Origin of the sequence: Gordonia sp. 852002-50816_SCH5313054-c (genome assembly GCF_001665925.1) — a bacterium.
Taxonomy (GTDB): Bacteria; Actinomycetota; Actinomycetes; order Mycobacteriales; family Mycobacteriaceae; genus Gordonia; species Gordonia jacobaea.
In genome coordinates, this window is sequence record NZ_LZTE01000075.1 from 34,856 (window position 1) to 55,396 (window position 20,541).

Below are 20,541 nucleotides of genomic sequence, written 5' to 3' on the forward strand. Positions count from 1 at the left end.
CCCATGAGCGCACTCACCCACGACATCGAGCACAAGCAATTCCGCGACACCGCAGCACGATTCGTCGCCGAGCAGATCACTCCCTCGCACGAGAACTCGGAAACCGCAGGCCAATGGGATCGCAGCCTGTTCACCGAGGCGGGCAAGAACGGGCTGATCGGATTCGAGGTCGACGAGCAGTTCGACGGGCCAGGCGTCGACGACTTCCGGTACAACGCAATCCTGATCGACGAGATCGCACGCACCGGCGCGGCTGCCGAAGCGATCGCGTTCTCACTGCAAAACGACGTCGTACTTCCCTACCTCACCGAGCTGACCACCGCCGAGCAGAAGGCGCGCTGGCTACCAGGCGTCGTCAGCGGTGAGACCGTGCTCGGCATCGCGATGACGGAGCCGGGGGCGGGCAGCGACCTTACCGGCATCACCACGTCGGCGGTGCGCGACGGTGATCACTACGTGGTCAACGGGTCGAAGACGTTCATCTCCAACGGCCGCAACGGCGACCTGTTCGTCGTCGCGACGAGGACGAGTGCGGACAAGCACAAGGGACTCACCCTGCTCGTCGTCGACGCTGCCACACCGGGTTTCGAGCGTGGCCGCAATCTCGACAAGATCGGGCTGCACGCACAGGACACCAGCGAGCTCTCCTTTCACGATATGCGGGTACCGGTGGCGAACCGACTCGGAGAGGAGGGCGAGGGCTTCTACCAACTGGTGAGAAACCTTCCGCAGGAACGACTCTCGCTGTCCGTGGGAGCCATCGCTGCCGCCGAGGGTGTTTTCGCCCGCACCCTGGAGTACGTGAAGGAGCGCACGGCGTTCGGTTCGCCGATCGCGTCGTTCCAGAACACCCAGTTCGTCTTGGCCGAGCTCGCAACCGAACTCGACATCGCACGGACGTTCCTCGACGACTGCATCGCAGAACACGTCCGGGGAGAACTGAGCGCTGCACGGGCGGCGCGGCTGAAGTGGTGGGCAACCGAACTACAGGTCCGGACCGCCGACCGGTGCCTGCAACTGCATGGCGGATACGGCTACATGCGGGAGTATCCGGTGGCACGAGCATTCGTCGACGCGCGTATCCAGACCATCTACGGCGGGACGTCGGAGATCATGAAGACCATCGTCGCCAAAGATCTGGGGATCTGAGCAGCTACAGTGATGAACGGCGATTCACCGTTCGATGCAAGAGGAGTACTCGTGGCGAAATCCGCAACCGCACGCTCGACGTCGGATCTGGCCGTCGAAGATGCGGTGCGTGCGGTCCGGGTCTCGTCACGTCGACGACAGTTGCTCGACGCCGCCGTCGCCGTCATGGAGCGCACCGGGTTTCACCAGATGTCGATGCAGGCGCTGGCCGACGAGGCGCAGGTCAGCGTCGGATTGTTCTACAAGTATTTCGGGTCGAAGGAGGACATCCTCCTCGCCGCGATCGTCGACATCCTGGAGAAGTTCCGCGATCAGTTGCAACCAGCGATGGACCTCGCGGGCGACGACCCCGTCGAACAACTCATCGCCGGTTTCCGGCAGTACGCGCGGATCGTCGACGAGAATCGCGATGCCGTCGTGCTGACGTATCGGGAGAGCCGCACGCTCGACGCCGAGGGTCGGGACCAGATCAAGCAACTCGAGGTGGAGACGTCGGCGCCGATGCGCGACGCGATCACTGCAGCAATCGAGAACGGGTCGATGAAGGCGGACGTCGACGTCGACCTCGCGGTGTTCGATCTGATGATGCTCGCGCACGGGTGGGCGCTCAAGCACTGGCATTTCGCGCCTGCGCTGACGATCGACGAGTACGCGACGGCACAGCTGCGGTTCGCGCTGCCGGCGCTGGTCGTCGAAGATCGGCTCGGCGGGTACCTGGCCGCGCTGTAGGGGTGGTCTCGACAAGCTCGACCAGCGGTGGGGTGGTCTCGACAAGCTCGACCGACTAGGCGGAGTCCGATGGCTCGGCCACGGGGCGGTCGGATCGGCCGCGCGAGGACAGCCAGAGCGACAGCACCCAGGTGCACAGCCCTACCCACACGGCGCCGAACAGCCAGCCGGCGAGGACGTCGGTGGTCCAGTGGACGCCGAGGTAGATGCGGGTCAGGCCGACGAGGATCGATATCACCGGCGCGAGCACCAGCGTCCAGGGATGCGCGCGCACCCACGGAATCACCCGGTACGCCGCGATGGCGATGAGTCCGTAGACGACCATCGTCATCATCGAGTGGCCCGAGGGAAACGAGTAGCTCTCGATGTGGAGGAGCCGGTCGTCGCGCGGGGGCCTCTCACGCCTGACGAGATGTTTGAGGATCACCATCAACGACGCTCCGAGGAGTGAACCCAACCCGACGTAGACGGCCTCGGTCACGTGCTTGCGGGCGGCGAGTGCGATCACGACGAGTGTCGCGACGATCCAGAGGGTGATCGTGTTGCCGAACACCGTGACGACGTGCGCGAGGCCCGTCAGTGGCGCGGTTCGGTGGTCGACCACCCACGTTGTGATGTGCTGGTCGACGTCGGTGATCTGCACGATCATTCTCGCCACACTACCGACGATGCCCGTCGATCAGCGGTGAATGTGTGTCGTGTTGAAGGAAGTGGGTGCTGCAGCGCACACATCTTTACGTAGGACACACATTTAGAGGTGGGCCGGACGCCTCACGCAGTGGGCTGCGTGGCGGCGAGGGCGCGGCTGATGACGAGGCGCTGGATCTGGTTGGTGCCCTCGAAGATCTGGGTGATCTTGGCTTCGCGCATGAACCGCTCGACGCGGAAGTCGCGGGTGTAGCCGTAGCCGCCGAGCACCTGGACGGCGTCGGTGGTGACCTTCATGGCGGCGTCGGTGGCGATCAGCTTGGCGGTGGCAGCGGCGCGCGAATACTGTTGTCCCGCATCGCGACGTCGCGCGGCGTCGAGGTAGGTTGCGCGGGCGGAGTCGACGGCGGCGGCCATGTCGGCGAGTAGGAAGCCGATGCCCTGATGGTCGATGATCTTGCGGCCGAACGTGGTTCGTTCGTGTGCGTAGTCGACGGCGGCGTCGAGTGCTGCCTGTGCGAGGCCGGTGGCGACGGCCGCGATGCCGAGTCGGCCGGAATCCAGTGCAGAGAAAGCGATCTGGAGTCCCTGGCCCTCGGCGCCGAGTCGACGTCCCTCCTCGATGAAGGCGTCGTCGTAGTGCGCCGAGGTGGTGGGCACCGCGGCAAGGCCCATCTTCTCTTCGGGTTTTCCGAACGAGAGGCCTGCGGTGTCGCGGGGAACGAGGAAGCACGATATGCCCTTGGAGCCTTCGCCCGTCCGCGCGAACAGGTTGTAGACGTCGGCGATGCCGCCGTGGGTGATCCACGCCTTGGCGCCGGTGACGGAGTATCCGCCCTCGGCGGACGCGGCTTTGCAGGTGAGTGCAGCGGCGTCGGATCCGGCTTGCGGCTCCGACAGGCTGTACGCGCCGATCAGCTTGCCCTCCAACAGATCCGGGAGCCACTGCTGCTTCTGCTCGTCGGTGCCGAAGGTGAACAACGGGTGGCAGGCGAGGCCGTGCACGCTGGTCGCGACGGCAACCGACGCCCAGCGCGCGCCGAGTTCTTCGAGCACCTGCAGGTACACCTCGTAGGGTTGGCCGCCGCCTCCCCACTCCTCGGGATAGGGCAGTCCGAGGAGTCCTGCCTCGCCCATCTCGGCGAACAGGCCGTCTGGATACCGCTCGGCCTTCTCGTACTCGTCGACGATGGGTAGGAACTTCTTGTCGGCGAAGTCCCTGGTCAGCGCGATCAGATCACGGGCCTCGTCGGTGGGCAGGAGACGGTCGACGGGCATGAATCCTCCGATGGTGCGTGATCTGGACTGCGAACAGTGCCTACAGCTAATAGTACTCAGGTACTCTTCCTAGTACTATTCGAGCGAGAATGCAATGCTCCCGCCACAGCCCAGGAGGTGACCGATGACCCGAGCCGAGCTCGCGACGCGGCGTCGAACCGAGTTGTTCGACGGCCTGCTCGCGCTGATGCTCGCCGACGGCTTCGCACACCTCCAGATCGCCGACCTCGCAGCGCGCCTGCACTGTTCACGCTCGACGCTCTACACCCTGGCCGGCAGCAAGGAACAGCTCGTCACCAAGACGGTCACCCATTTCTTCCGCACGGCGACCGAACAGGTCGAGTCGCGAGTTGCCGACGCCGCGACGTCGCGCGACGCCGTCGTCGAGTATCTGATCGCGGTGGGCGACGCGCTCTCGCCGGCGTCCGCGCAGTTCATGGCAGACCTGCACGCCTTCGCACCGACGCGCGAGCTCTACGAGCAGAACACCGCAGCAGCCGCCGCACGCGTGCGCGAACTGATCGCCGCAGGCGTGGCCGCGGGCGAATTCCGTGACGTCGACGCCGCTTTCGCGGGCGACCTCGCGGCGACGATGATGAGTCGCATCCAACGACGAGACGTCGAAGCACACACCGGCCTCGACGACGCGCAGGCCTACCGGCAGCTCGCGTCCATACTCATGCGCGGGATCGACGTCGACCGAGGTTAGCGCCGCGTGCGGCGTCGAAGGTGAGTGATGCCCCGGTCGTCGACCCACCAGTCGAGGGACACGTCGACGCTCTCACCGTCGCGGGCCACGGTGACAACCAGGTCGTCGTGGACTCTGACTTCGCCGTCCACTGCGCGCCCGCTGAGCGCGGTGAAGAGCACCGCGTCGGTGTCTGCAGCGGTCGACGGCTCTCCCTCCGAAGCGACGACGGCGCTGAGGACCTCCGACGAGGTCGGAACGTCGAGAATGTCGGCGAGCAGAGCGGCGTCGTCTGCGTTAGCGCTCGCGAACACCACCATCGCGTCGGCGTCGACGACCTGCACGTGCCACGGGCGATCGATCACCATCGCGTCGGTGACCGCTCTGCCCGACACCGCGCGAACACGTTCGGGCACAGCGAGATCCATCGGTTCGACGATCCCGTGTCGGCACGCACGCACGATCGCGGCGTAGGTCGTCGACGCCGCGCCGGCCGATACTTCGCGCGCCGGATCGGCGAGGTTGTGCAGCAGGGTGTCGGCGTCGGCGACCGATTCGACGTCGCTGCCGCCGAGCGCCGCGGCGAGCGAGTCGGCGTACGGGTGGTCGAGGACGTCGCGGACTCCTGCCAGCGCCGACTCCGACGGCGCGCGGTACCAGCCGAGCGCGTGCCCGTCGATCTCCGCGTGATGACGCAACCACCACGCCGTGTAGCCCTGGCGGTCGGCCAGCACCGATTCGAGCGACTCGTCGCGAGCGAGGAGCGTCAGGGCCTCGGGCCAGCGCTCGTCGTCGACGAGATCGAGATCGCGCACCGCGGTGAGGGTTTCGGGAAGATCGGCGAGGCCGTCCCACCAGAGCTCCTCGTCGGGGAGGTCGTGATCCGGCGCGGTCGGGAACTCGTCGGAGACGGTCGTGAAACCCCACCCGACGCCGATCCTGCGCAGCACGTCGACGCCGACACGCGCCACCAGCTCGTCGTCGACGATGCCGAACGGATGGTCGTCGACGAGCACGGAGAGCAGCGGGGCGTTCGGCAGCAGTAGTTCGTCGGCGCTGCGCCACTCGCCGTCGGCGGGTAACGTCATGCGCGACAACCACTCCGGTGCGTCCGCGGCGGGGTCCGCGACGAGCAGTTCGACGATCTCATCGAGAAGTGTCGAGTCCTCGTCGTCGATTGCGTCCTCGTCGTCGACCGCCTCCTCATCCTCGACGAGTGCGCGCAGCCCGTCGTCGGCAAGCGCCTCCGCCACCGAGAGCCGTTGCACGCCAAGACGTTCGAGGAGCGGATGGTCGGCGTCCGGATCGACGGTGCGAATCCACCGCAGTGGCCGCGACGTCGCGACAACGGAGAGCCCACGCGCGCCGATGTTCATGCGACCGTCCGCACGCGGGACCGGCAGCGCAGCCAGCTCCTCGACCTCGCGCGCCGTCGGAACGAGCGGCGCGAGCGCGGCGTAGAGCCGCTGCCACCAGGACGCGGGCCGGTCGACCCCGACGAGCCGGTCTGCAAGGGCCGCAAGCCCGATCGGCGTAACCCCCAGGCGTTCGAGCGCGACAAGCGAGCTGGACGTCGAGAGGTCGGGGTGCACGAGGTCGGCGAACAGATCACCGAGTACGTCAGCGAGTTCGTCTGTCAGTCCGACGAGAAGCGTCGCACGGGACGGCACGAGGTCGGGACCTTCGGCCGCGGGCAGCCACGGTGCGTCGCGCACCTCGTCGACGACGGCCTCGGTGAGCCGCGCGTCGTCGAGTCCCGCGATCCGATGCGACGCGGGTAGCAGGGCGAGCCGATCGGACGGTTCGACGATGCGCAACAAGTCTGCGTAACCAGCTGCGGCAGAGGCTATGTCGACGTCGGGAAGGAGTCGACGTCGGTCCGGCGTCGGCGGCAGCGATGTGATGATTCTGGCGGGCAGCCCGAGCTCGATGTCGGTCGCCGTCGGCGCGTACAGCACTCCCCGCACCGGACGAGCGGCCACAGCTGCATCGGACTGCGGTGCGAGCCAACGGTTCACAACTCCGTCGCGCGTGTGTGTCACCTCGAGCCACGAGGCGTACACCCGCTCGGCACCGTCGGCGTCGACGAACACGCGCAGCCGTCGAGCACTACTGTCTGGGCCAAGCTGCGCGCCGTCTTCCTCTGCAGCGTCGAACTCCGTCCGCTCTATCCGAAAACTCCTGTCCGGCAGCGTGATCGACTCAACGGCCTCGAGCGAGAGCAGTAGATCGGGCGCCTGCGCCGCGATGTCGGAAAGCAGCGCTTGCGCGTCGACGTCCGGCGTCAACCCCAGCAGGACGTCGGTGTCGAAGTCGGCAGCGGGCGCAGTGTCGACGGGCCACGCCAGGCGCAGCAACGGAACCGACGCGTCGTCGCGCAGCGAAATGCCCGAATTCCGCACCGCGGCAACGGTATCGGCACGGTCAAAGCGGATGGAGCCCGTCGTCGAGCGGATCTCGACGTGGTCGGCGACGGTGGCGGTGGCCGTGAAGCCGACACCGTAGCGGCCGATCACACCTGCGGCGGTGTCGTCGGATTTCGCCGATGCCCGCAGCGCAACAAGCGAACGCACGCCATCTGCGCTCAGCGGAGCACCAGTGTTGGCGACGTGCAGTTCGCGGTCGTCGAGCCAGACGGCTATGCGCGCAGGCGATTTCGAGACGGCTGCCGCGTCTGCGGCGTTGACTGCGAGCTCGGTGAACAGTCGGTCGCGGTAGCCGACGGTGACCAGGTCGTCCTCGGCGTTGCTGTCTTCGACCAGCCGGGTCGGCGACGAGCGCCAGGCATCGAGGGTGGCTGCGCGCAGGCGCCCCGTCCCGAACGGGTCGTCGTTGTCGCGCCGGTCGGTCGTCAGGGTCGGCCGTTCTCAGACGATCTCGAGCACGCCGTCGTCGAATGCCTCGTACGCGGGCGATCCCTCGCCCCGATGCGGCTCGACGTCGGAGTGTGCGCCGCAGCCGTACTCGGCCGACACCACGCGGCCGTCTGCGGCGAGTTCGTTGGCGCACGCGCCGAACGCAGCCCGCAGCGCGCCGGAGAGGGGAATGTAGAAGCCGCAGGTCCCGCACGAGAACGGTGCGGCCTGAGCCATTTCCGACTCGGGACCGAAGTCGCCGTCGTACCAGCGTTGCGCGGCGTCGTCACGTCCCTCGCGGCTGAGTACGCGTCGTCGGCCGAGTCCGAGTTCGCCCGCCACCTGCGCGACGTCGTCGTCATCGGCGAGGAACTCGTCGCCGGTGTCGATCTGGTTGGGCACCAGGCGCGGGTCGTCGTCCTCGGCGGCGAGCACATCGCCGGGATGCAGATCGCCCGACTCGACGCGCTGCGACCACGGCAGCCAGTCGGGCGCGAGCAGCGCACCGTCGGCGGGTAGGAGCGCGGTCTCGCTGATCGTCACCTCGTCGCTGTTCGGGGAGCCCGCGACGACGACACACCACTGCCACCCCTGGTAGCCGGGGATGTCGGAGTCGAAGTAGTGGGCGACGGCCCACTCCCCCTCCGCGATGGCGGCGCGGTGGTCGCCCGGATGCTCCCCGTCGGCTTCGAGCGCTGAGCGAGCCGACTCGACGGCGTCGAGCAGGAGCTGGTTTCCGGTCACTGCGATCACTGTTCCAGTGTGCAATATCGACGCCGCGCCAGGCCAACCGCCCACCTCGACGCGCTGTGGCGCCCCACACGATCGACGGTTGCGCCACACAGTCACACCGATGAGGAACAATTGATCGGGTGATCCGATGGAGGCGGGCCGACGGGGGCCGATCGAACGACGACCCCCCGACAACGCCAGTACCCGAGAGCGAGACCTCGCGCATCGACGAGTACAGCCGACGACGCCCAGCGGCCCACCCGGGCAGCGCGAACTATCCCGCGGGCGACGGTCGGCAACGCGGTCGTGCCCACGCATCCGTCGGCGAGGCCTACCTGCCGCCCCGTACGCACAATCCGCACCTGCCTCCCCTCGACGAGTCGCCGACCGTCGGCGCCACGCGCGCGATGCCCGACGACTCCGCGTCCGCTGCGTCGGCCAAGGGTCCGAAGAAGATCACGGTCATGCGCGTGGCCGCGATGCGCGGACGCGAACTGACCGGGCGCGGCGTCGACAAGATCTATCAGGCCGCGACGGCCGACGGCGCCGACAAGTCGGGGCTGACGGCGCTGACCCTGCCGGTGATCGCCAACTTCGCGGTCGACGCCGCGATGGCCGTCGCACTGGCCAACACGCTGTTCTTCGCGGCCGCGACCGGCGAGTCGAAGACGAACGTCGCGCTGTATCTGGCGCTGACGATCGCTCCCTTCGCGCTGATCGCCCCGGTGATCGGGCCCATGCTCGACCGTCTCCAACACGGTCGACGCATCGCGATGGCCACGACGTTCGGCCTGCGTACCGTGCTCGCGCTGCTCATCATCAGCAACGTCGCCTGGAACCCCGCCACGCAGCAACTGCAGTACGACCCTTGGGTGCTCTACCCGTGCGCACTGGGTTTGCTGGTGCTCTCCAAATCGTTCGGGGTGCTGAAGTCGGCGGTGACGCCACGTGTGGTGCCACCGAGCATCGACCTTCCGCGCGTCAACTCCCGACTCACGACGTTCGGGCTGATCGGCGGGACGATCATCGGTGGTGCGGTCGCCGCGCTGTTCGAGGTGGTGCTGGCCAGAGCGCTTCCGATCCATATCCCGGGTGCGATGGTGTGGCTGGCGATCATCTCGGTGGTCGGCGCCTACCTGTGCCTGCGCATTCCGTCGTGGGTCGAGGTCACCGAGGGCGAGGTGCCGACCAGCCTGACCTACCACGAGCCGCATCAACCCGAGGCCGGGTCGGGTTCGGGGCGCACCTCTCGCGCAAGGCGCGGAGCACGCGAGATCGCCAAGACCATGCGGCAGCCGCTGGGCCGGACCGTCGTCGCTGGTCTGTGGGGCAACGGGACGATCCGCATCCTCACCGGCTTCATGACGCTCTACATCGCGTTCTACGCCAAGTCGCAGGGCTCGCACAGCGGGTGGATGCAACTCGCCCTGCTCGGCGCGGTCGGCGCGGCAGCCGGGGTCGGCAACGCGATCGGCAACGGGGTCGGGACTCGGCTGGAGCTGAAGAATCCCCCGAAGGTGATCGTGTGGGCGACCGCCGCCTGCTTCGTCGTCGCAGTGCTCGCCGCGATCTTCGGCAACGTCCTGCTCGCGGTGGTCGCCGGCTTCGTCGCATCCGGGACCAGCGCGATCGGCAAGGTGTGCCTCGATTCATCGATCCAGGACGACCTTCCCGAACGTTCCCGAGCATCCGCCTTCGGCCGCTCAGAGACCGTCTTACAGCTGTGCTGGGTATTCGGCGCCGCGCTGGGCGTGCTGCTTCCGCCGAAGCTGTGGATCGGGTTCACCGTCGTCGCCGTGCTCCTCGGCCTCGGGTTGGCGCAGACCGTGATGACCACTCGCGGGTCGACGCTGGTTCCCGGCTTCGGAGGCCACCGTCCCGACCAGGCGGCTCCGACCGTCTCGTTCGCCGCCGCCGACACCACGCGATTCACCCACCCGACCGAGCGGGCTTTCCGCGCTGGTGAGCGACCCGAAACAGCCCACCCGAGACCATCGGAAGCGCCCACCCGGCCGCAGCCGAGCAGACCGCCACACGGACCTGTCCACCCGAGCGGTCACGGCACAGGCCATCATTGAACCGTGCAATTCAACAGCGGTGAGAAGAAGGCAGTCGCGATCATCGCGATCGTGGCGGTGGTGTTCACGGGCGTGGTCGGCGGCATCGTGAGCGCTCTGGTCGTCGGCAAGCATCATGACGAGCGCGGATATCTGCACGTCGCAATCGACGACCAACTCATCACCGTGAAGCCGACTGAATGGTGCGACGTACTGATGCAGAACTGCACAGCCGACCAGGACCAGGCGCTGCGCGGCCAACACGCTCCGTTGCCCATCGGGCAGAGCGCCATGCTGTCGGTGTCGGAGAACATTTCCGACCACCCGTGGCTGCTCTACCTGCTCTACGCCGACCGCAACGGAGTGATCATCAACCCCGACCCGACGCCCGAGTACAAGACGAGCGGATCGGCCTTCACCCTCGAACTGCCGTCACGGCCCGATCGGGTGCTCGTCAACATCGAGGTGCAGCCGCTGTCTGCGGTCGTCGTCGACGGCCAGTTCCAGGTTGCGCGCGGGGTGCTCGCACTGAACACCACCCCGGACGGATTTCGCGTCAAGCAGCCGTCGCCGCAGAACCCGAGCGCGCCAAGCGAGCGTGTCGAGGAACCGTCGGCAACGGGATAGCGGGTCGGGTCAGGCGTCGAGTTCGCGGGCGACGGCCCGCACGACCTCAGAAATGCGCTGCGCCGTCTTGCGATCCGGGTAGCGCCCCTTGCGCAGGTCGGGCTGCACCTTGCCCTCGAGCAGCGTGATGAGGTCGGCGACCATGCCGTGCAACTCGTCGGGGCTGTGCCGCTTGGCCTGCTGTTCCTTGCGCGCGGCCCCGCGGGTGTTCTTCGCGACGCTCGGGGCGGGTTCGAGCACGGTCACGGTCAGTGCCTGCGGCCCACGACGACCGGCAGCCATGCCGAATTCGACGCGCTGGCCTGGCTTGAGAGCCTCGACGCCTTCGGGCAGCGCGGACGAGCGGACATAGACGTCCTCCCCGCTCTCCTGAGCAAGAAAGCCGAAGCCCTTCTCCGCGTCGTACCACTTCACCTTGCCGGTCGGCACTGTGCTCACCCTCATCTTCGCTCGGTCTCACCACCGCGGTCATCTACCGCAGCGGGTCTTGCCGTAACAACTGGCTTCTCGTTCACAACAGTTGCCCTGTCACAGCAAAAGACGCCCAACCCACGACAATCAGATGAGCAGGGCGCCTGGTTACCCACCATTCTAGCCAATGGCCTGCTGCACAGTCACCTCACATTCGGTCCGGAGCAGCGACTCTCGAATGTGTTCTACCGTTGAGGTATGCAGAAGAAATCGTCCACGGCTCTTCTCGTCCTCGCGGGGATCGTGTTCGGCGTCGGAATTGTCGCGCTGATCGCGCTGTTCGTGATGCCTGCCGTCGATGATGGCGGTACCGCTCCCACATGGGTCTACCTGCTGGCGATGTGCACTCCGATCGGTTTCCTCCTCGGCATCGTCTACGCGCTCCGCTCCGGGCGGCGCGTGAAATGACGAGTCAGGGCGACGCGAGCCGCAGTGCGTTCGGTGCTCTGTCGCCGGTGTCCGAGCCCGGCGCACTCAAGCGTGCATACAGCTGCTTTCCCACCGGAGTTGTCGCGGTGTGTTGCCTCGGCACCGCCGACGCCCCGCTCGGCATGGCGGCGTCGGCGTTCACGACAGTCTCACTCGACCCCCCACTGGTCTCGGTCTGCGTACAGAACACCTCGACGACGTGGCCGCGGCTGCGCGAGGCACCCGCGCTCGGCGTGAGCGTGTTCTCGCACACGCAGTCGGCGCTGTGTCGTCAACTCGCCGGGCCCGCTGAACATCGATTCGACGGCACCACCCCGCGGGCCACAGACGACGGCGCGCTGTTTTTGCCCGACTCCGCGGCGCAACTGTCCTGCCACATTCACAGCGAGGTACCCGCGGGCGATCACACCGTCGTGTTGCTGCAGATAGACGCACTCGACTGCGATCCGGACGTCGAACCGCTCGTCTTTCACGCCAGCACGTTCCGTGCGCTCGAAGCACGCCCGCGACTGCAACCGACGACGACCGGGCCGACATGAGCATCATCGACCTCGGACTTCCGATCACCCCGCGCTCCGTACGCGACGACGACGCGCCGTCGTCGGGGCCATTGATCGACACGTTCGGTCGCGTTGCCTCTGATCTGCGGGTATCGGTGACCGACCGCTGCAATCTGCGGTGTACCTACTGCATGCCTGCCGAAGGTCTGGACTGGTTGCCGTCCGAGGATCTGTTGACCACCGACGAGTTCGTGCGGGTGCTCACCGTCGCCGTGCGCGACCTCGGTATCCGACGCATCCGCTTCACCGGCGGCGAACCGCTGCTGCGCCGCGACCTCGAGGAATTGATCGCCGCGGCGTCGAACATGCCCGAAGCGCCGGAACTCGCTCTGACCACCAACGGTCTGGGGCTGCGACACCGCGCACAGGCACTCGCCGACGCAGGCCTGCACCGCATCAACGTCTCACTCGACACCATCGACCCCGCCCGCTTCGCGCAGATCACTCGCCGTGACCGGCTCTCGAACGTGCTTGACGGGCTCGCCGCAGCCCGCGACGCGGGACTCCAGCCGGTCAAGGTCAACGCGGTCGTGCCGAACCGTGACGACCTCGCGGGCCTACCGGACCTGCTGCGGTTCTGCCTCGGCGAGGGCTACCAGCTGCGCATCATCGAACAGATGCCGCTCGACGCCGATCACCGGTGGGACCGCGGCGCGATGGTCACGGCGGACGAGATCCTCACGACGCTGCGTCGGACCTTCGAACTCGACCCCGATCCCCGCCCGCGCGGCGGGGCACCGGCGGCCACGTGGCTCGTGCGGGGGCACACCGACCCGACGGGACAGACAGCCCGCGTCGGGGTGATCGCGTCGGTGACGCGGCCATTCTGCGGCGACTGCGACCGCACCCGACTGACCGCCGACGGCGCCCTGCGCAACTGCTTGTTCGCCGACGCCGAGACGTCACTGATGCCCGCGCTGCGCGGTGGGCTCAGCGAAACCGCCCTCGACGCCGAGATCGCGCGACGCTGGCGGGGTGACATGTGGCACAAGGCTGCGGGACATGCGGTGAACACCACGGACTTTCGTCAACCCGACCGCCCGATGTCGGCCATCGGAGGGTGAGCGACTCGATGACGCTGACCGTTCGGTTCTTCGCGGCCGCACGTGCCGCCGCGGGCACCGATCTGACCGAGATCGACGTGCCGGCCGACGCGACGCTCGGCGACCTCGAACGCGCCCTGGTTGTCGACCACCCCGACCTCACGCGCGTGCTCGCCCGGTGCTCATATCTGCGGGACGCGATCGCCGTCTGCGACCGCACGACGCCTCTCGGCGACTGCGAGACGATCGACGTTCTACCGCCATTTGCCGGCGGCTGAGGCGTCCGAGGCCATGTGACCTTAGTCACATAACGAGCCGATAACGGGATGGACACGAACCGACCATCGTCGGGTTGAGCAGCGATGACGACGGAATTGGGTCCAAAGTCCCACGCGCAGCCCAAAAAACAACTTGCGGACGAGGGTGATTCAGCGGCGCATCCGTCGTACTGTACGAACAGTCTCCTCCAGGGAGATCACAGGACAGCCAAAAGAACACAACATTCGACCGGGCGCGCCAAGCCTCGTTCCCCCGATCGAATGACGAACAACAAACTCAGGAACGAGGACGGGGGACCCAACATCTCCGACGGAGATACGGACATCCAGACCCGGATGCCCTTGGGGTTAAGTCCACCGGCCGCCACGGCGACCACGGACCGAGCAACCTCTCGTTCGAACCCGACAGCTGACTTCGTAGGCGCGTGGAGAGAGGAAAGAAAACTCATGGCCGGACGTCATCGCAAGTCGACGACCAACACGACCACCAAGACCTTCGCGAAGGTCGCCCTCACCGGCGCAGTGCTCGGCGGCGGAGCCGCTCTGCTCGGCACCGGTTCAGCGCACGCAGCCTCCGACTCCGAGTGGGACCAGGTCGCACAGTGCGAGTCCGGCGGCAACTGGGCCATCAACACCGGAAACGGCTACCAGGGCGGACTGCAGTTCAGCCCGAGCACCTGGGCGGGCCACGGTGGCACCGCATACGCACCGAGCGCCGATCAGGCCTCCAAGGAGCAGCAGATCGCCGTTGCAGAGCGCGTGCTGGCATCGCAGGGCAAGGGCGCATGGCCGGTGTGTGGCACCGGACTGTCGGGCTCGACCCCGCGCACCGCTCCCACCGACTCGCCCAAGCCGCTGCAGGCCCCCAAGCCTGAGGTGAAGCCCGAGGCGCAGCCGCAGACCCCGCTGGAGAAGACTCCCGAGGCCAAGAGCACCGATGACGTCAAGGGCCAGGTCGACGGCGCGCTCGACGCCGCCAACGTCAGCCCCGAGGTCAAGAACCTCTGGAAGGCAGCCAAGGACAGCGGCTACCAGCTCACCCCGGACCAGCTGAAGATCTACAACCAGAACAAGGGCCTGATCCCGCTCCCCTGAGCGATCTCGCCCGAGTCCCGGCTGCACTGACCGCCGGACCCCGAGACGAAGGGCCCCGCACGACGCCATAACGGCCGTGCGGGGTCCTTTTCCAATCTCTAGGCGGAGCCGACTTCCAATCTCTAGGCCGAGCCGACCCATTCGTCGGAACCGTCGGCGAACACCTGGTGCTTCCACACGGGCAGGCGGGCCTTGACCTCGTCGACGAGGCGCGCGCACAGCTCGAATGCGGGCGCCCGATGGTCGGCCGCCACGGCGACGACGAAAGCCACGTCGCCGACGTCGAGTTCGCCCACGCGATGCGACACGGCCACCGCGCGAACTCCCGCGACCGACGCCGACACCTCGTCGACCACCTCGGCGAGCACCTCGGGTGCGCTCGGATGCGACGAGTACGACAGCTTGGTTACCGCCGACGCGTGATCTCCGTCGTGATTGCGCACTGCGCCCGCGAACCCGACGACCGCGCCGGCCGAGCCTGCAGCGGCGTCGGTGACGAGTTGTTCGTGAGATGGAAGGTCGATGGGGTCGGCGGCGAGAGCGGCCTTCACGACTCGCACGGTCATTCGTCGCTCCGCGGGTGATCGCCACCGCGGAGCTGGTCGAGCGCGTGGTCGAGGACGCCGTCGAGTACGTCGAGACCGTCGCGGACTCCGCCGGTCGACCCCGGCAGGTTGATGACGAGCGTGCGGCCGGCCACGCCTGCGACACCGCGCGAGAGGATCGCCGTGGGCACCGTCGGAAGTCCCGAGCTGCGAATCGCGTCGGCAAGACCCGGGATCTCGACGTCGAGCAATGCTCGCGTCTCCTCCGGGGTGCGGTCGGTGGGGGTGAGACCCGTTCCGCCCGTGGTGATCACGAGCGCGTCGGAGGCGTAGATCCCGGCGCGGATCGCGTCGCCGACCGGTGCGCCATCTGCGACGACGTCGACCTCGTCGACGACGAATCCGCGGGCGGTGAGCCACTCCGCGATGATCGGGCCGCTGCGGTCGACGTAGAGGCCGCGGCTTGCGCGTGTCGACGCCACGACGACGCGGGCCACGAGCTTCTCGTCAGTCATTTTTCTCGTCTGTCGCTCGGGCGCGAGTCCAGGTTCCCGACCGGCCGCCCGACTTCTCGAGAAGTCGGATCTCCCCCGTGCTGGCGCGTCGATCGACGGCCTTGGTCATGTCGTGCAGGGTCAGTCCTGCGATTGCGACCGCCGTGAGCGCTTCCATCTCGACGCCGGTCTTCCCGGCTGTCTCGACGGTGGCCACGATGTCGATGTGATCGTCGGCGACGGTGAAGTCGACGTCGACCGCCGACAGCGCCAACTGGTGGCACAGCGGAATGAGTGCGTCGGTGCGTTTGGCCGCCATGATTCCTGCGATGCGGGCGGTGGCCAAAACGTCGCCCTTGGGCAGCGCGGAATCGCGCAGTAGGTCGATGACCTCGGTGGTCGTGTGAAAGGTACCTGCGGCGACAGCGCGTCGTCGTGTCGTGGTCTTGTCGCCGACGTCGACCATCCGCGCAGCACCCGTCGAGTCGAGGTGCGAAAGACGAGAGGGATTCGACGTCTCGTCTTGGCCGCTCGCGTGCCGGGGAGGCATCAGGTCGACGTCACGTCGTCAGCGATTGACGACGGTCTTCGGTTGGACGTAGTTGACCTTGTCAGCAGGCAGCGGGAACTCGACATCGCCGAACGGCGAGAGTGCACCGGGGATCTCCGCCGCGAACTCCGAGACCGCGTGGTCGGGGACGCTGCCGTCGTCATGACGAGGCCAGCCGTTGTCGACGTAATGGTTCTTCTTTTCCTTCTCAGCCACGGGCATATTGTGCCATGCCACCCGCTGTCCGACGACTCGCCTGCTGTTTTGGTTCGACCACTAGACTTGATCGAATGAGCACGGACGACCAGCGGATCGGCCTGGCCGACGATCTGGCCGCGCGCACCGACGACGACCTGCGCGATCTGCTGTCGCTTCGCCCCGACCTCGCCTCCCCGCCGCCGCAGGGGACCTCGGTGCTCGCTCAGCGTGCGCTCGCCGCGGCGTCGATCGCGCTCGTGGGTGAGGAACTCGATCTGCTGACGCTGGCGGTGATCGAGCAGTTCATCGCGCTCTCCACCGGTCCGGGCGTCGCGCGGGTACCCGCCAACGTCGACGCCGATACCCTCGTGAAAGCGCTGTCGAACCGTGCCGAGTCCGCCGAGATCACCCGACGCATCGACGATCTACGACGTCGCGCGGTGTTCTGGGGCGTCGCCGATTCACTCACCGCGGGCGCACACCTCGCCTCGGCCCTGCCGTGGAAAGCGCTGCACCTCACCGGCCCTCTCGCCCACCTGACGCCCGACGACGTGCAGAAGCTGATCGACGGCATTGACGAGCGCCAGCGCGATCTGCTGACGACACTGTCGCGAGGCCCCGCGCTCGGACGAAGTCGGGACGCAGCACCCGGTGCAGATCCGGACAGTCCGGTCGCTCGGCTCATCGCGCTCGGCCTCCTCGCACGTATCGACGACCAGACCGTCGAACTACCGCCGATGGTCGCAGCGCTCATCCGCGGCGAACCTCCGCTGCACACAGACACTCTCGCGCCCCCAGGCCTCGCCGACGAACACGCGTCACTGCGGTTCGGCGCCAAAGCCGTCGACGCCGCCGCAGGTGGTGAGGCGCTCGAACTCATCCGCCACACCACGGCGCTGCTCGACGTGCTGGGACGGGCACCCGCAGCGGTGCTGCGCTCAGGTGCGCTAGGTGTCCGCGAATTGCGCAGGCTCGCAAAGGTAACCGGGCTGGACCAGAAACGCGTCTCGTTCCTCGTCGAACTCCTGGGCCACGCACGTCTCATCGACGTCGGGTTTCCCGATCCCCCACCGGCGGGAGATCGGGGTGAGCAGGCGTTCGCACCGACGTCGTCGGCCGATACCTGGCTGCACTCGGCACCCGAAAGGCAGTGGGCCACACTGCTCGACGCGTGGCTGTCGATGCCGCGACGCGCGTGGCAGGTCGGCGAACCCGACCGCGACGGCAACGCGTATCCAGCGCTCTCGTCGGAGCTCTACGACGCGACCGCGCCCGTGCAGCGTCATCTCATCCTCGACCTGCTCACCGAACTCGACGGTGCCACACCGTTTTCCATCGATACGGTCACCGCATCACTCGCCTGGCGACATCCGCATCGGATACGTCGACTCTCCCCGCGCGTCGTCGGCGAAACGCTTGCCGAGGCACAGAGCCTCGGAGTGATCGCACATCAGTCACTGACCTCGATCGGTCGAGTCGCGTTGTCGGACACCGACCCCGAGGCCGTCGACTCGCAGGTGCTCGCCGCGATGCGTAAGGCGCTGCCAGAACCCGTCGACCACTTCCTGACCCAGGCCGACCTCACGCTCACCGTTCCCGGCCCGATGACCCCGGAGCTCAGCGACCAGGTCGAGTTGGTCGCCGACCTCGAATCCGGCGGCGCCGCATCGGTGTATCGCGTCTCGGAGGCGAGCGTCCGACGAGCTCTCGACGCGGGCAAGACCAGCAGCGAACTGCTCACGATGTTCACCGCCCATTCGTCGACGCCGGTTCCGCAGTCGCTGACCTATCTGATCGAAGACGTTGCACGTAAGCACGGGCAGCTCCGCGTCGGCATCGCGTCGTCGTTCATCCGATGCGAGGACCCGACGATGCTCGCCGCCGTATTGCGTAGCGACGCAGCCGAACACCTCGCACTGCGCGCACTCGCACCGACGGTAGCGATCTCGCCGTCGGAGGTTCGCACGGTCATCGACCGACTCCGGGACGCGGGATTTGCTCCCGCGGGCGAGGATTCATCCGGCTCGCTCGTCGACTTGCGCGAGCGCGGTAGTCGCGTGTCGTCGGGACGGGGGCGTCGACGCCCGACACCCCGACGCTCGACACCGACCCCGGAACAGCTGCAATCGGTGGTGAGCCGCATGCGCTCCCACGACAGGGCGACGCGGGCAACCCCGGCGACTCCCGGAAAATCCGACGCCGCACCGGTACGCGCCGTCGGCGGTGGCGAATCCACCACTGCCCTCATCCAATTGGCGCTTCGTGCGAACCGACGTCTACTCGTCGGCTACGTCGACGCCCACGGCTCGGCCAGCAGACACGTCGTCACACCCCGGCTGCTCGGTGCCGGACAACTCGTCGGCACCGAAGAGGGCTCAGACGACGAGCAGCACTTCACCCTGCACCGCGTCACCAGCGTCGAGTTGCTCGACAGCTAGGCCAGCGCCGTCTCTGTCTCGGCGCCGTGTGCCTCACCGATCGGCCGTTTGACGTCGATGAGCAAACCGGCGACCAGCGCCACGCCAACCAGGATCGCCGCCGCGACGTAGAAGCCGATGCTCTGCCCGTGCACCATCGCCTCCGCCTGCAGCGATTGCGCGTCGGCGGGTCCGCGAACCGACGCCATGTGGCTGGTCACGTACGACGCCGCCGCCGTCGCGGCGATCGTGTTCAGCAGCGCGGTGCCGATGGCGCCGCCGACCTGCTGCGAGGTGTTGACCATGGCCGACGCCACGCCGGCATCCCGCGGTTCGACGCCGTAGGTGGCCAGGTTGATCGACGTCATGAACACCGTGCCCATACCCATGCCGAGCAGGAACAGCGCCGGGAAGATCACGGTCCAGTACCGCGTCGACTCGGCCGAGATCTGACTGAGCAGCAACATCCCGCACGCGGCGAGCAGTGCACCCGGCACGAGTAGGTATCTCGGCGGTACCCGCGTGATGAGCCGGGCTGCGATCTGCGTCGACCCGACCAGCATGCCGCCGACCATCGGGAGGAACGCCACGCCCGCGCTCAGCGGCGAATAGTGGTGCACCACTTGCATATACAGCGTCAAGAAGAGGAACGACCCGAACATCGCGACCACCGCGAGCGCGACGCTGAGGTATGCCCCACCGCGTGCGCGGTTGGCGACGACGCGCAACGGCAGCAGCGGGTGTGGGCTGCGCGCCTGCCACGCGACGAACGCCACCAGCAACACCACCGCCGCGATCAGACAGATGACGGTGCCGGTGTCGCCCCAGCCCTCTTCGGCGGCGCGGCTGAAGCCGTACACAACGAGGGCGAGTCCGCTACCGCCGAGAATCACGCCGAGGATGTCGAGGCCCGGCGTGTGGTCGGTGGCGCGGGGCGGCTCCTTGATCTCGACGATCGCCCCGAACAGTGCGATCGCGGCGAACACCACATTGATGTACATGGTCCAGCGCCAGTCGAGGACCTGGGTCAACAGGCCGCCGAGCAGCAGTCCCACCGCTGCTCCACCGCCGGCGATCGCGCCGAAGATGCCGAACGCCTTTGCCCGCTCTTTGGGCGCTGTGAACATCACGGTCAGCAGTGACAGTGCCGCCGGCGCCAGGAGCGCACCGAACGCGCCCTGCAGCGCGCGGGCACCGAAGAGCATGCTCTGGTTCAGCGCGGCGCCGCCGAGCGCCGAGGCGAGTGCGAATCCGACCAACCCGACCATCAGTGCTCGCCGACGCCCCCACAGGTCGGCGATGCGACCACCGAAGAGCAGCAGTCCGCCGAATGCCAGCGCATACGCGGTGATGACCCACTGCTGATTGGCCGTACTGATGCCGAGGTCGACCTTGGCGTCGGGCAGGGCGATCTGGACCACCGTGCCGTCGAGCACGACCATCAACTGCGCGATGCAGATGAAGACCAGGGCCTTCCACCGGCGCGGGTCGGGCTCGGCGGCCAGAGTCGGCTTTTCGGAAGCTGGCGACCCAGAAGATGGCTTCTCGGAAGTTGACATGAAGAGTGAGATCCCCACTTGCGTCGTAGTACCGCGAACATATCCGGAGGTTTGCTCCGCTTACTCTACGCCGCGACAGCCACGCAGAACAGTGTCATTTAACGGGCATAAGGGACACACGTCGGCCGGTGGCACACGA

General features: G+C 67.4%; 21 protein-coding genes and 1 riboswitch. Of the genes, 11 read left to right on the forward strand and 10 right to left on the reverse strand.

What is annotated here, in order from left to right:
- Nucleotides 1–3 precede the first annotated feature (3 nt).
- Together A5788_RS19135 and A5788_RS19140 are read left to right on the forward strand one after the other, a co-directional pair.
- The gene (locus A5788_RS19135) at nt 4–1,149 is read left to right on the forward strand and encodes an acyl-CoA dehydrogenase family protein (protein WP_049697817.1); all 1,146 of its coding nucleotides are present in this window, start codon (nt 4–6) and stop codon (nt 1,147–1,149) included.
- 51 nt (nt 1,150–1,200) lie between these two features.
- Nucleotides 1,201–1,878 (forward strand): TetR/AcrR family transcriptional regulator, encoded by a 678-nt coding sequence (locus A5788_RS19140; RefSeq protein ID WP_049698066.1) that lies wholly within the window; start codon nt 1,201–1,203, stop codon nt 1,876–1,878.
- A gap of 55 nt (nt 1,879–1,933) precedes the next feature.
- Here A5788_RS19140 and A5788_RS19145 read toward each other — a convergent pair whose 3' ends face one another.
- Both A5788_RS19145 and A5788_RS19150 read right to left on the reverse strand, forming a co-directional pair.
- Nucleotides 1,934–2,527, reverse strand: coding sequence for a phosphatase PAP2 family protein (locus tag A5788_RS19145; RefSeq protein WP_049697816.1), 594 nt, complete (start codon nt 2,525–2,527; stop codon nt 1,934–1,936).
- Between the two features lie 122 nt (nt 2,528–2,649).
- On the reverse strand, nt 2,650–3,804 hold the full coding sequence (locus tag A5788_RS19150; protein WP_049697815.1) for an acyl-CoA dehydrogenase family protein: 1,155 nt from the start codon (nt 3,802–3,804) through the stop codon (nt 2,650–2,652).
- 124 nt (nt 3,805–3,928) lie between these two features.
- Between A5788_RS19150 and A5788_RS19155 the strand changes: the two genes are divergently transcribed.
- A complete protein-coding gene (locus A5788_RS19155) occupies nt 3,929–4,513 on the forward strand; it encodes a TetR/AcrR family transcriptional regulator (protein WP_049697814.1) in 585 nt (194 codons plus the stop codon).
- On the opposite strand, the gene A5788_RS19160 is transcribed toward A5788_RS19155, so the two are convergent.
- Together A5788_RS19160 and A5788_RS19165 are read right to left on the reverse strand one after the other, a co-directional pair.
- Entirely contained in the window at nt 4,510–7,347 is a 2,838-nt protein-coding gene (locus A5788_RS19160) for a sacsin N-terminal ATP-binding-like domain-containing protein (protein ID WP_064870635.1), read from the reverse strand. The genes A5788_RS19155 and A5788_RS19160 overlap by 4 nt on opposite strands.
- 12 nt (nt 7,348–7,359) lie before the next feature.
- Nucleotides 7,360–8,100, reverse strand: a complete 741-nt coding sequence (locus tag A5788_RS19165; RefSeq protein ID WP_049697812.1) for a DUF3027 domain-containing protein — start codon at nt 8,098–8,100, stop codon at nt 7,360–7,362.
- A 119-nt stretch (nt 8,101–8,219) separates the two neighbouring features.
- Here A5788_RS19165 and A5788_RS19170 point away from each other — a divergent pair, with 119 nt between their 5' ends.
- Nucleotides 8,220–10,157 (forward strand): MFS transporter, encoded by a 1,938-nt coding sequence (locus A5788_RS19170; protein ID WP_442902907.1) that lies wholly within the window; start codon nt 8,220–8,222, stop codon nt 10,155–10,157.
- Between the two features lie 3 nt (nt 10,158–10,160).
- Nucleotides 10,161–10,763, forward strand: a complete 603-nt coding sequence (locus A5788_RS19175) for a DUF2771 family protein (protein ID WP_049697811.1) — start codon at nt 10,161–10,163, stop codon at nt 10,761–10,763.
- Nucleotides 10,764–10,772: 9 nt separating this feature from the next.
- Here the strand turns inward: A5788_RS19175 and A5788_RS24460 are convergent, their stop codons facing one another.
- A complete protein-coding gene (locus A5788_RS24460) occupies nt 10,773–11,192 on the reverse strand; it encodes a cold-shock protein (RefSeq protein ID WP_049697810.1) in 420 nt (139 codons plus the stop codon).
- 240 nt (nt 11,193–11,432) lie between these two features.
- Between A5788_RS24460 and A5788_RS19185 the strand changes: the two genes are divergently transcribed.
- From A5788_RS19185 to A5788_RS19205, 5 genes are all read left to right on the forward strand, one after another.
- Nucleotides 11,433–11,642 carry a hypothetical protein gene (locus A5788_RS19185; RefSeq protein ID WP_049697809.1) on the forward strand — a complete coding sequence of 70 codons (210 nt, stop codon included), beginning with the start codon at nt 11,433–11,435 and terminating at the stop codon, nt 11,640–11,642.
- The gene (locus tag A5788_RS19190; protein WP_049697808.1) at nt 11,639–12,202 is read left to right on the forward strand and encodes a flavin reductase family protein; all 564 of its coding nucleotides are present in this window, start codon (nt 11,639–11,641) and stop codon (nt 12,200–12,202) included. Before A5788_RS19185 ends, A5788_RS19190 begins: the two co-directional genes overlap by 4 nt.
- A complete protein-coding gene (gene moaA / locus A5788_RS19195; RefSeq protein ID WP_049697807.1) occupies nt 12,199–13,287 on the forward strand; it encodes a GTP 3',8-cyclase MoaA in 1,089 nt (362 codons plus the stop codon). The genes A5788_RS19190 and moaA overlap by 4 nt, the downstream gene beginning before the upstream one ends.
- A gap of 8 nt (nt 13,288–13,295) precedes the next feature.
- Nucleotides 13,296–13,544 carry a MoaD/ThiS family protein gene (locus A5788_RS19200; RefSeq protein ID WP_049698064.1) on the forward strand — a complete coding sequence of 83 codons (249 nt, stop codon included), beginning with the start codon at nt 13,296–13,298 and terminating at the stop codon, nt 13,542–13,544.
- Between the two features lie 259 nt (nt 13,545–13,803).
- A riboswitch (cyclic di-AMP (ydaO/yuaA leader) is annotated at nt 13,804–13,984 on the forward strand.
- 7 nt (nt 13,985–13,991) lie between these two features.
- On the forward strand, nt 13,992–14,639 hold the full coding sequence (locus A5788_RS19205; protein ID WP_049697806.1) for a transglycosylase family protein: 648 nt from the start codon (nt 13,992–13,994) through the stop codon (nt 14,637–14,639).
- Nucleotides 14,640–14,761: 122 nt separating this feature from the next.
- Here the strand turns inward: A5788_RS19205 and A5788_RS19210 are convergent, their stop codons facing one another.
- Genes A5788_RS19210 through A5788_RS19225 form a run of 4 tightly spaced genes read right to left on the reverse strand, consistent with a single transcriptional unit; the run spans nt 14,762 to nt 16,450 of the window.
- Nucleotides 14,762–15,205, reverse strand: a complete 444-nt coding sequence (locus tag A5788_RS19210; protein ID WP_049697805.1) for a molybdenum cofactor biosynthesis protein MoaE — start codon at nt 15,203–15,205, stop codon at nt 14,762–14,764.
- Nucleotides 15,202–15,699: a MogA/MoaB family molybdenum cofactor biosynthesis protein gene (locus A5788_RS19215; protein WP_049697804.1), complete on the reverse strand. Its 498-nt coding sequence runs from the start codon at nt 15,697–15,699 to the stop codon at nt 15,202–15,204. The genes A5788_RS19210 and A5788_RS19215 overlap by 4 nt, the downstream gene beginning before the upstream one ends.
- Nucleotides 15,692–16,228, reverse strand: coding sequence for a cyclic pyranopterin monophosphate synthase MoaC (gene moaC / locus A5788_RS19220; RefSeq protein ID WP_049697803.1), 537 nt, complete (start codon nt 16,226–16,228; stop codon nt 15,692–15,694). The genes A5788_RS19215 and moaC overlap by 8 nt, the downstream gene beginning before the upstream one ends.
- Before the next feature lie 18 nt (nt 16,229–16,246).
- Nucleotides 16,247–16,450: a hypothetical protein gene (locus A5788_RS19225; protein WP_053117369.1), complete on the reverse strand. Its 204-nt coding sequence runs from the start codon at nt 16,448–16,450 to the stop codon at nt 16,247–16,249.
- Between the two features lie 68 nt (nt 16,451–16,518).
- Between A5788_RS19225 and A5788_RS19230 the strand changes: the two genes are divergently transcribed.
- Nucleotides 16,519–18,864, forward strand: coding sequence for a helicase-associated domain-containing protein (locus A5788_RS19230; RefSeq protein WP_049697801.1), 2,346 nt, complete (start codon nt 16,519–16,521; stop codon nt 18,862–18,864).
- On the opposite strand, the gene A5788_RS19235 is transcribed toward A5788_RS19230, so the two are convergent.
- Complete coding sequence (locus A5788_RS19235) at nt 18,861–20,402, reverse strand: MFS transporter (RefSeq protein WP_049698063.1); 1,542 nt, start codon at nt 20,400–20,402, stop codon at nt 18,861–18,863. The two genes, A5788_RS19230 and A5788_RS19235, sit on opposite strands and share 4 nt — an antisense overlap.
- Nucleotides 20,403–20,541 lie beyond the last annotated feature (139 nt).

Coding starts and splice junctions, on each gene's coding strand:
- A5788_RS19135 (WP_049697817.1), top strand. CDS start 4: ATGAGCGCACTCACCCACGACATCGAGCACAAGCAATTCCGCGACACC.
- A5788_RS19145 (WP_049697816.1), bottom strand. CDS start 2,527: ATGATCGTGCAGATCACCGACGTCGACCAGCACATCACAACGTGGGTG.
- A5788_RS19150 (WP_049697815.1), bottom strand. CDS start 3,804: ATGCCCGTCGACCGTCTCCTGCCCACCGACGAGGCCCGTGATCTGATC.
- A5788_RS19155 (WP_049697814.1), top strand. CDS start 3,929: ATGACCCGAGCCGAGCTCGCGACGCGGCGTCGAACCGAGTTGTTCGAC.
- A5788_RS19185 (WP_049697809.1), top strand. CDS start 11,433: ATGCAGAAGAAATCGTCCACGGCTCTTCTCGTCCTCGCGGGGATCGTG.
- A5788_RS19190 (WP_049697808.1), top strand. CDS start 11,639: ATGACGAGTCAGGGCGACGCGAGCCGCAGTGCGTTCGGTGCTCTGTCG.
- moaA (WP_049697807.1), top strand. CDS start 12,199: ATGAGCATCATCGACCTCGGACTTCCGATCACCCCGCGCTCCGTACGC.
- A5788_RS19200 (WP_049698064.1), top strand. CDS start 13,296: ATGACGCTGACCGTTCGGTTCTTCGCGGCCGCACGTGCCGCCGCGGGC.
- A5788_RS19205 (WP_049697806.1), top strand. CDS start 13,992: ATGGCCGGACGTCATCGCAAGTCGACGACCAACACGACCACCAAGACC.
- A5788_RS19210 (WP_049697805.1), bottom strand. CDS start 15,205: ATGACCGTGCGAGTCGTGAAGGCCGCTCTCGCCGCCGACCCCATCGAC.
- A5788_RS19215 (WP_049697804.1), bottom strand. CDS start 15,699: ATGACTGACGAGAAGCTCGTGGCCCGCGTCGTCGTGGCGTCGACACGC.
- moaC (WP_049697803.1), bottom strand. CDS start 16,228: ATGCCTCCCCGGCACGCGAGCGGCCAAGACGAGACGTCGAATCCCTCT.
- A5788_RS19225 (WP_053117369.1), bottom strand. CDS start 16,450: ATGCCCGTGGCTGAGAAGGAAAAGAAGAACCATTACGTCGACAACGGC.
- A5788_RS19230 (WP_049697801.1), top strand. CDS start 16,519: ATGAGCACGGACGACCAGCGGATCGGCCTGGCCGACGATCTGGCCGCG.
- A5788_RS19235 (WP_049698063.1), bottom strand. CDS start 20,402: ATGTCAACTTCCGAGAAGCCATCTTCTGGGTCGCCAGCTTCCGAAAAG.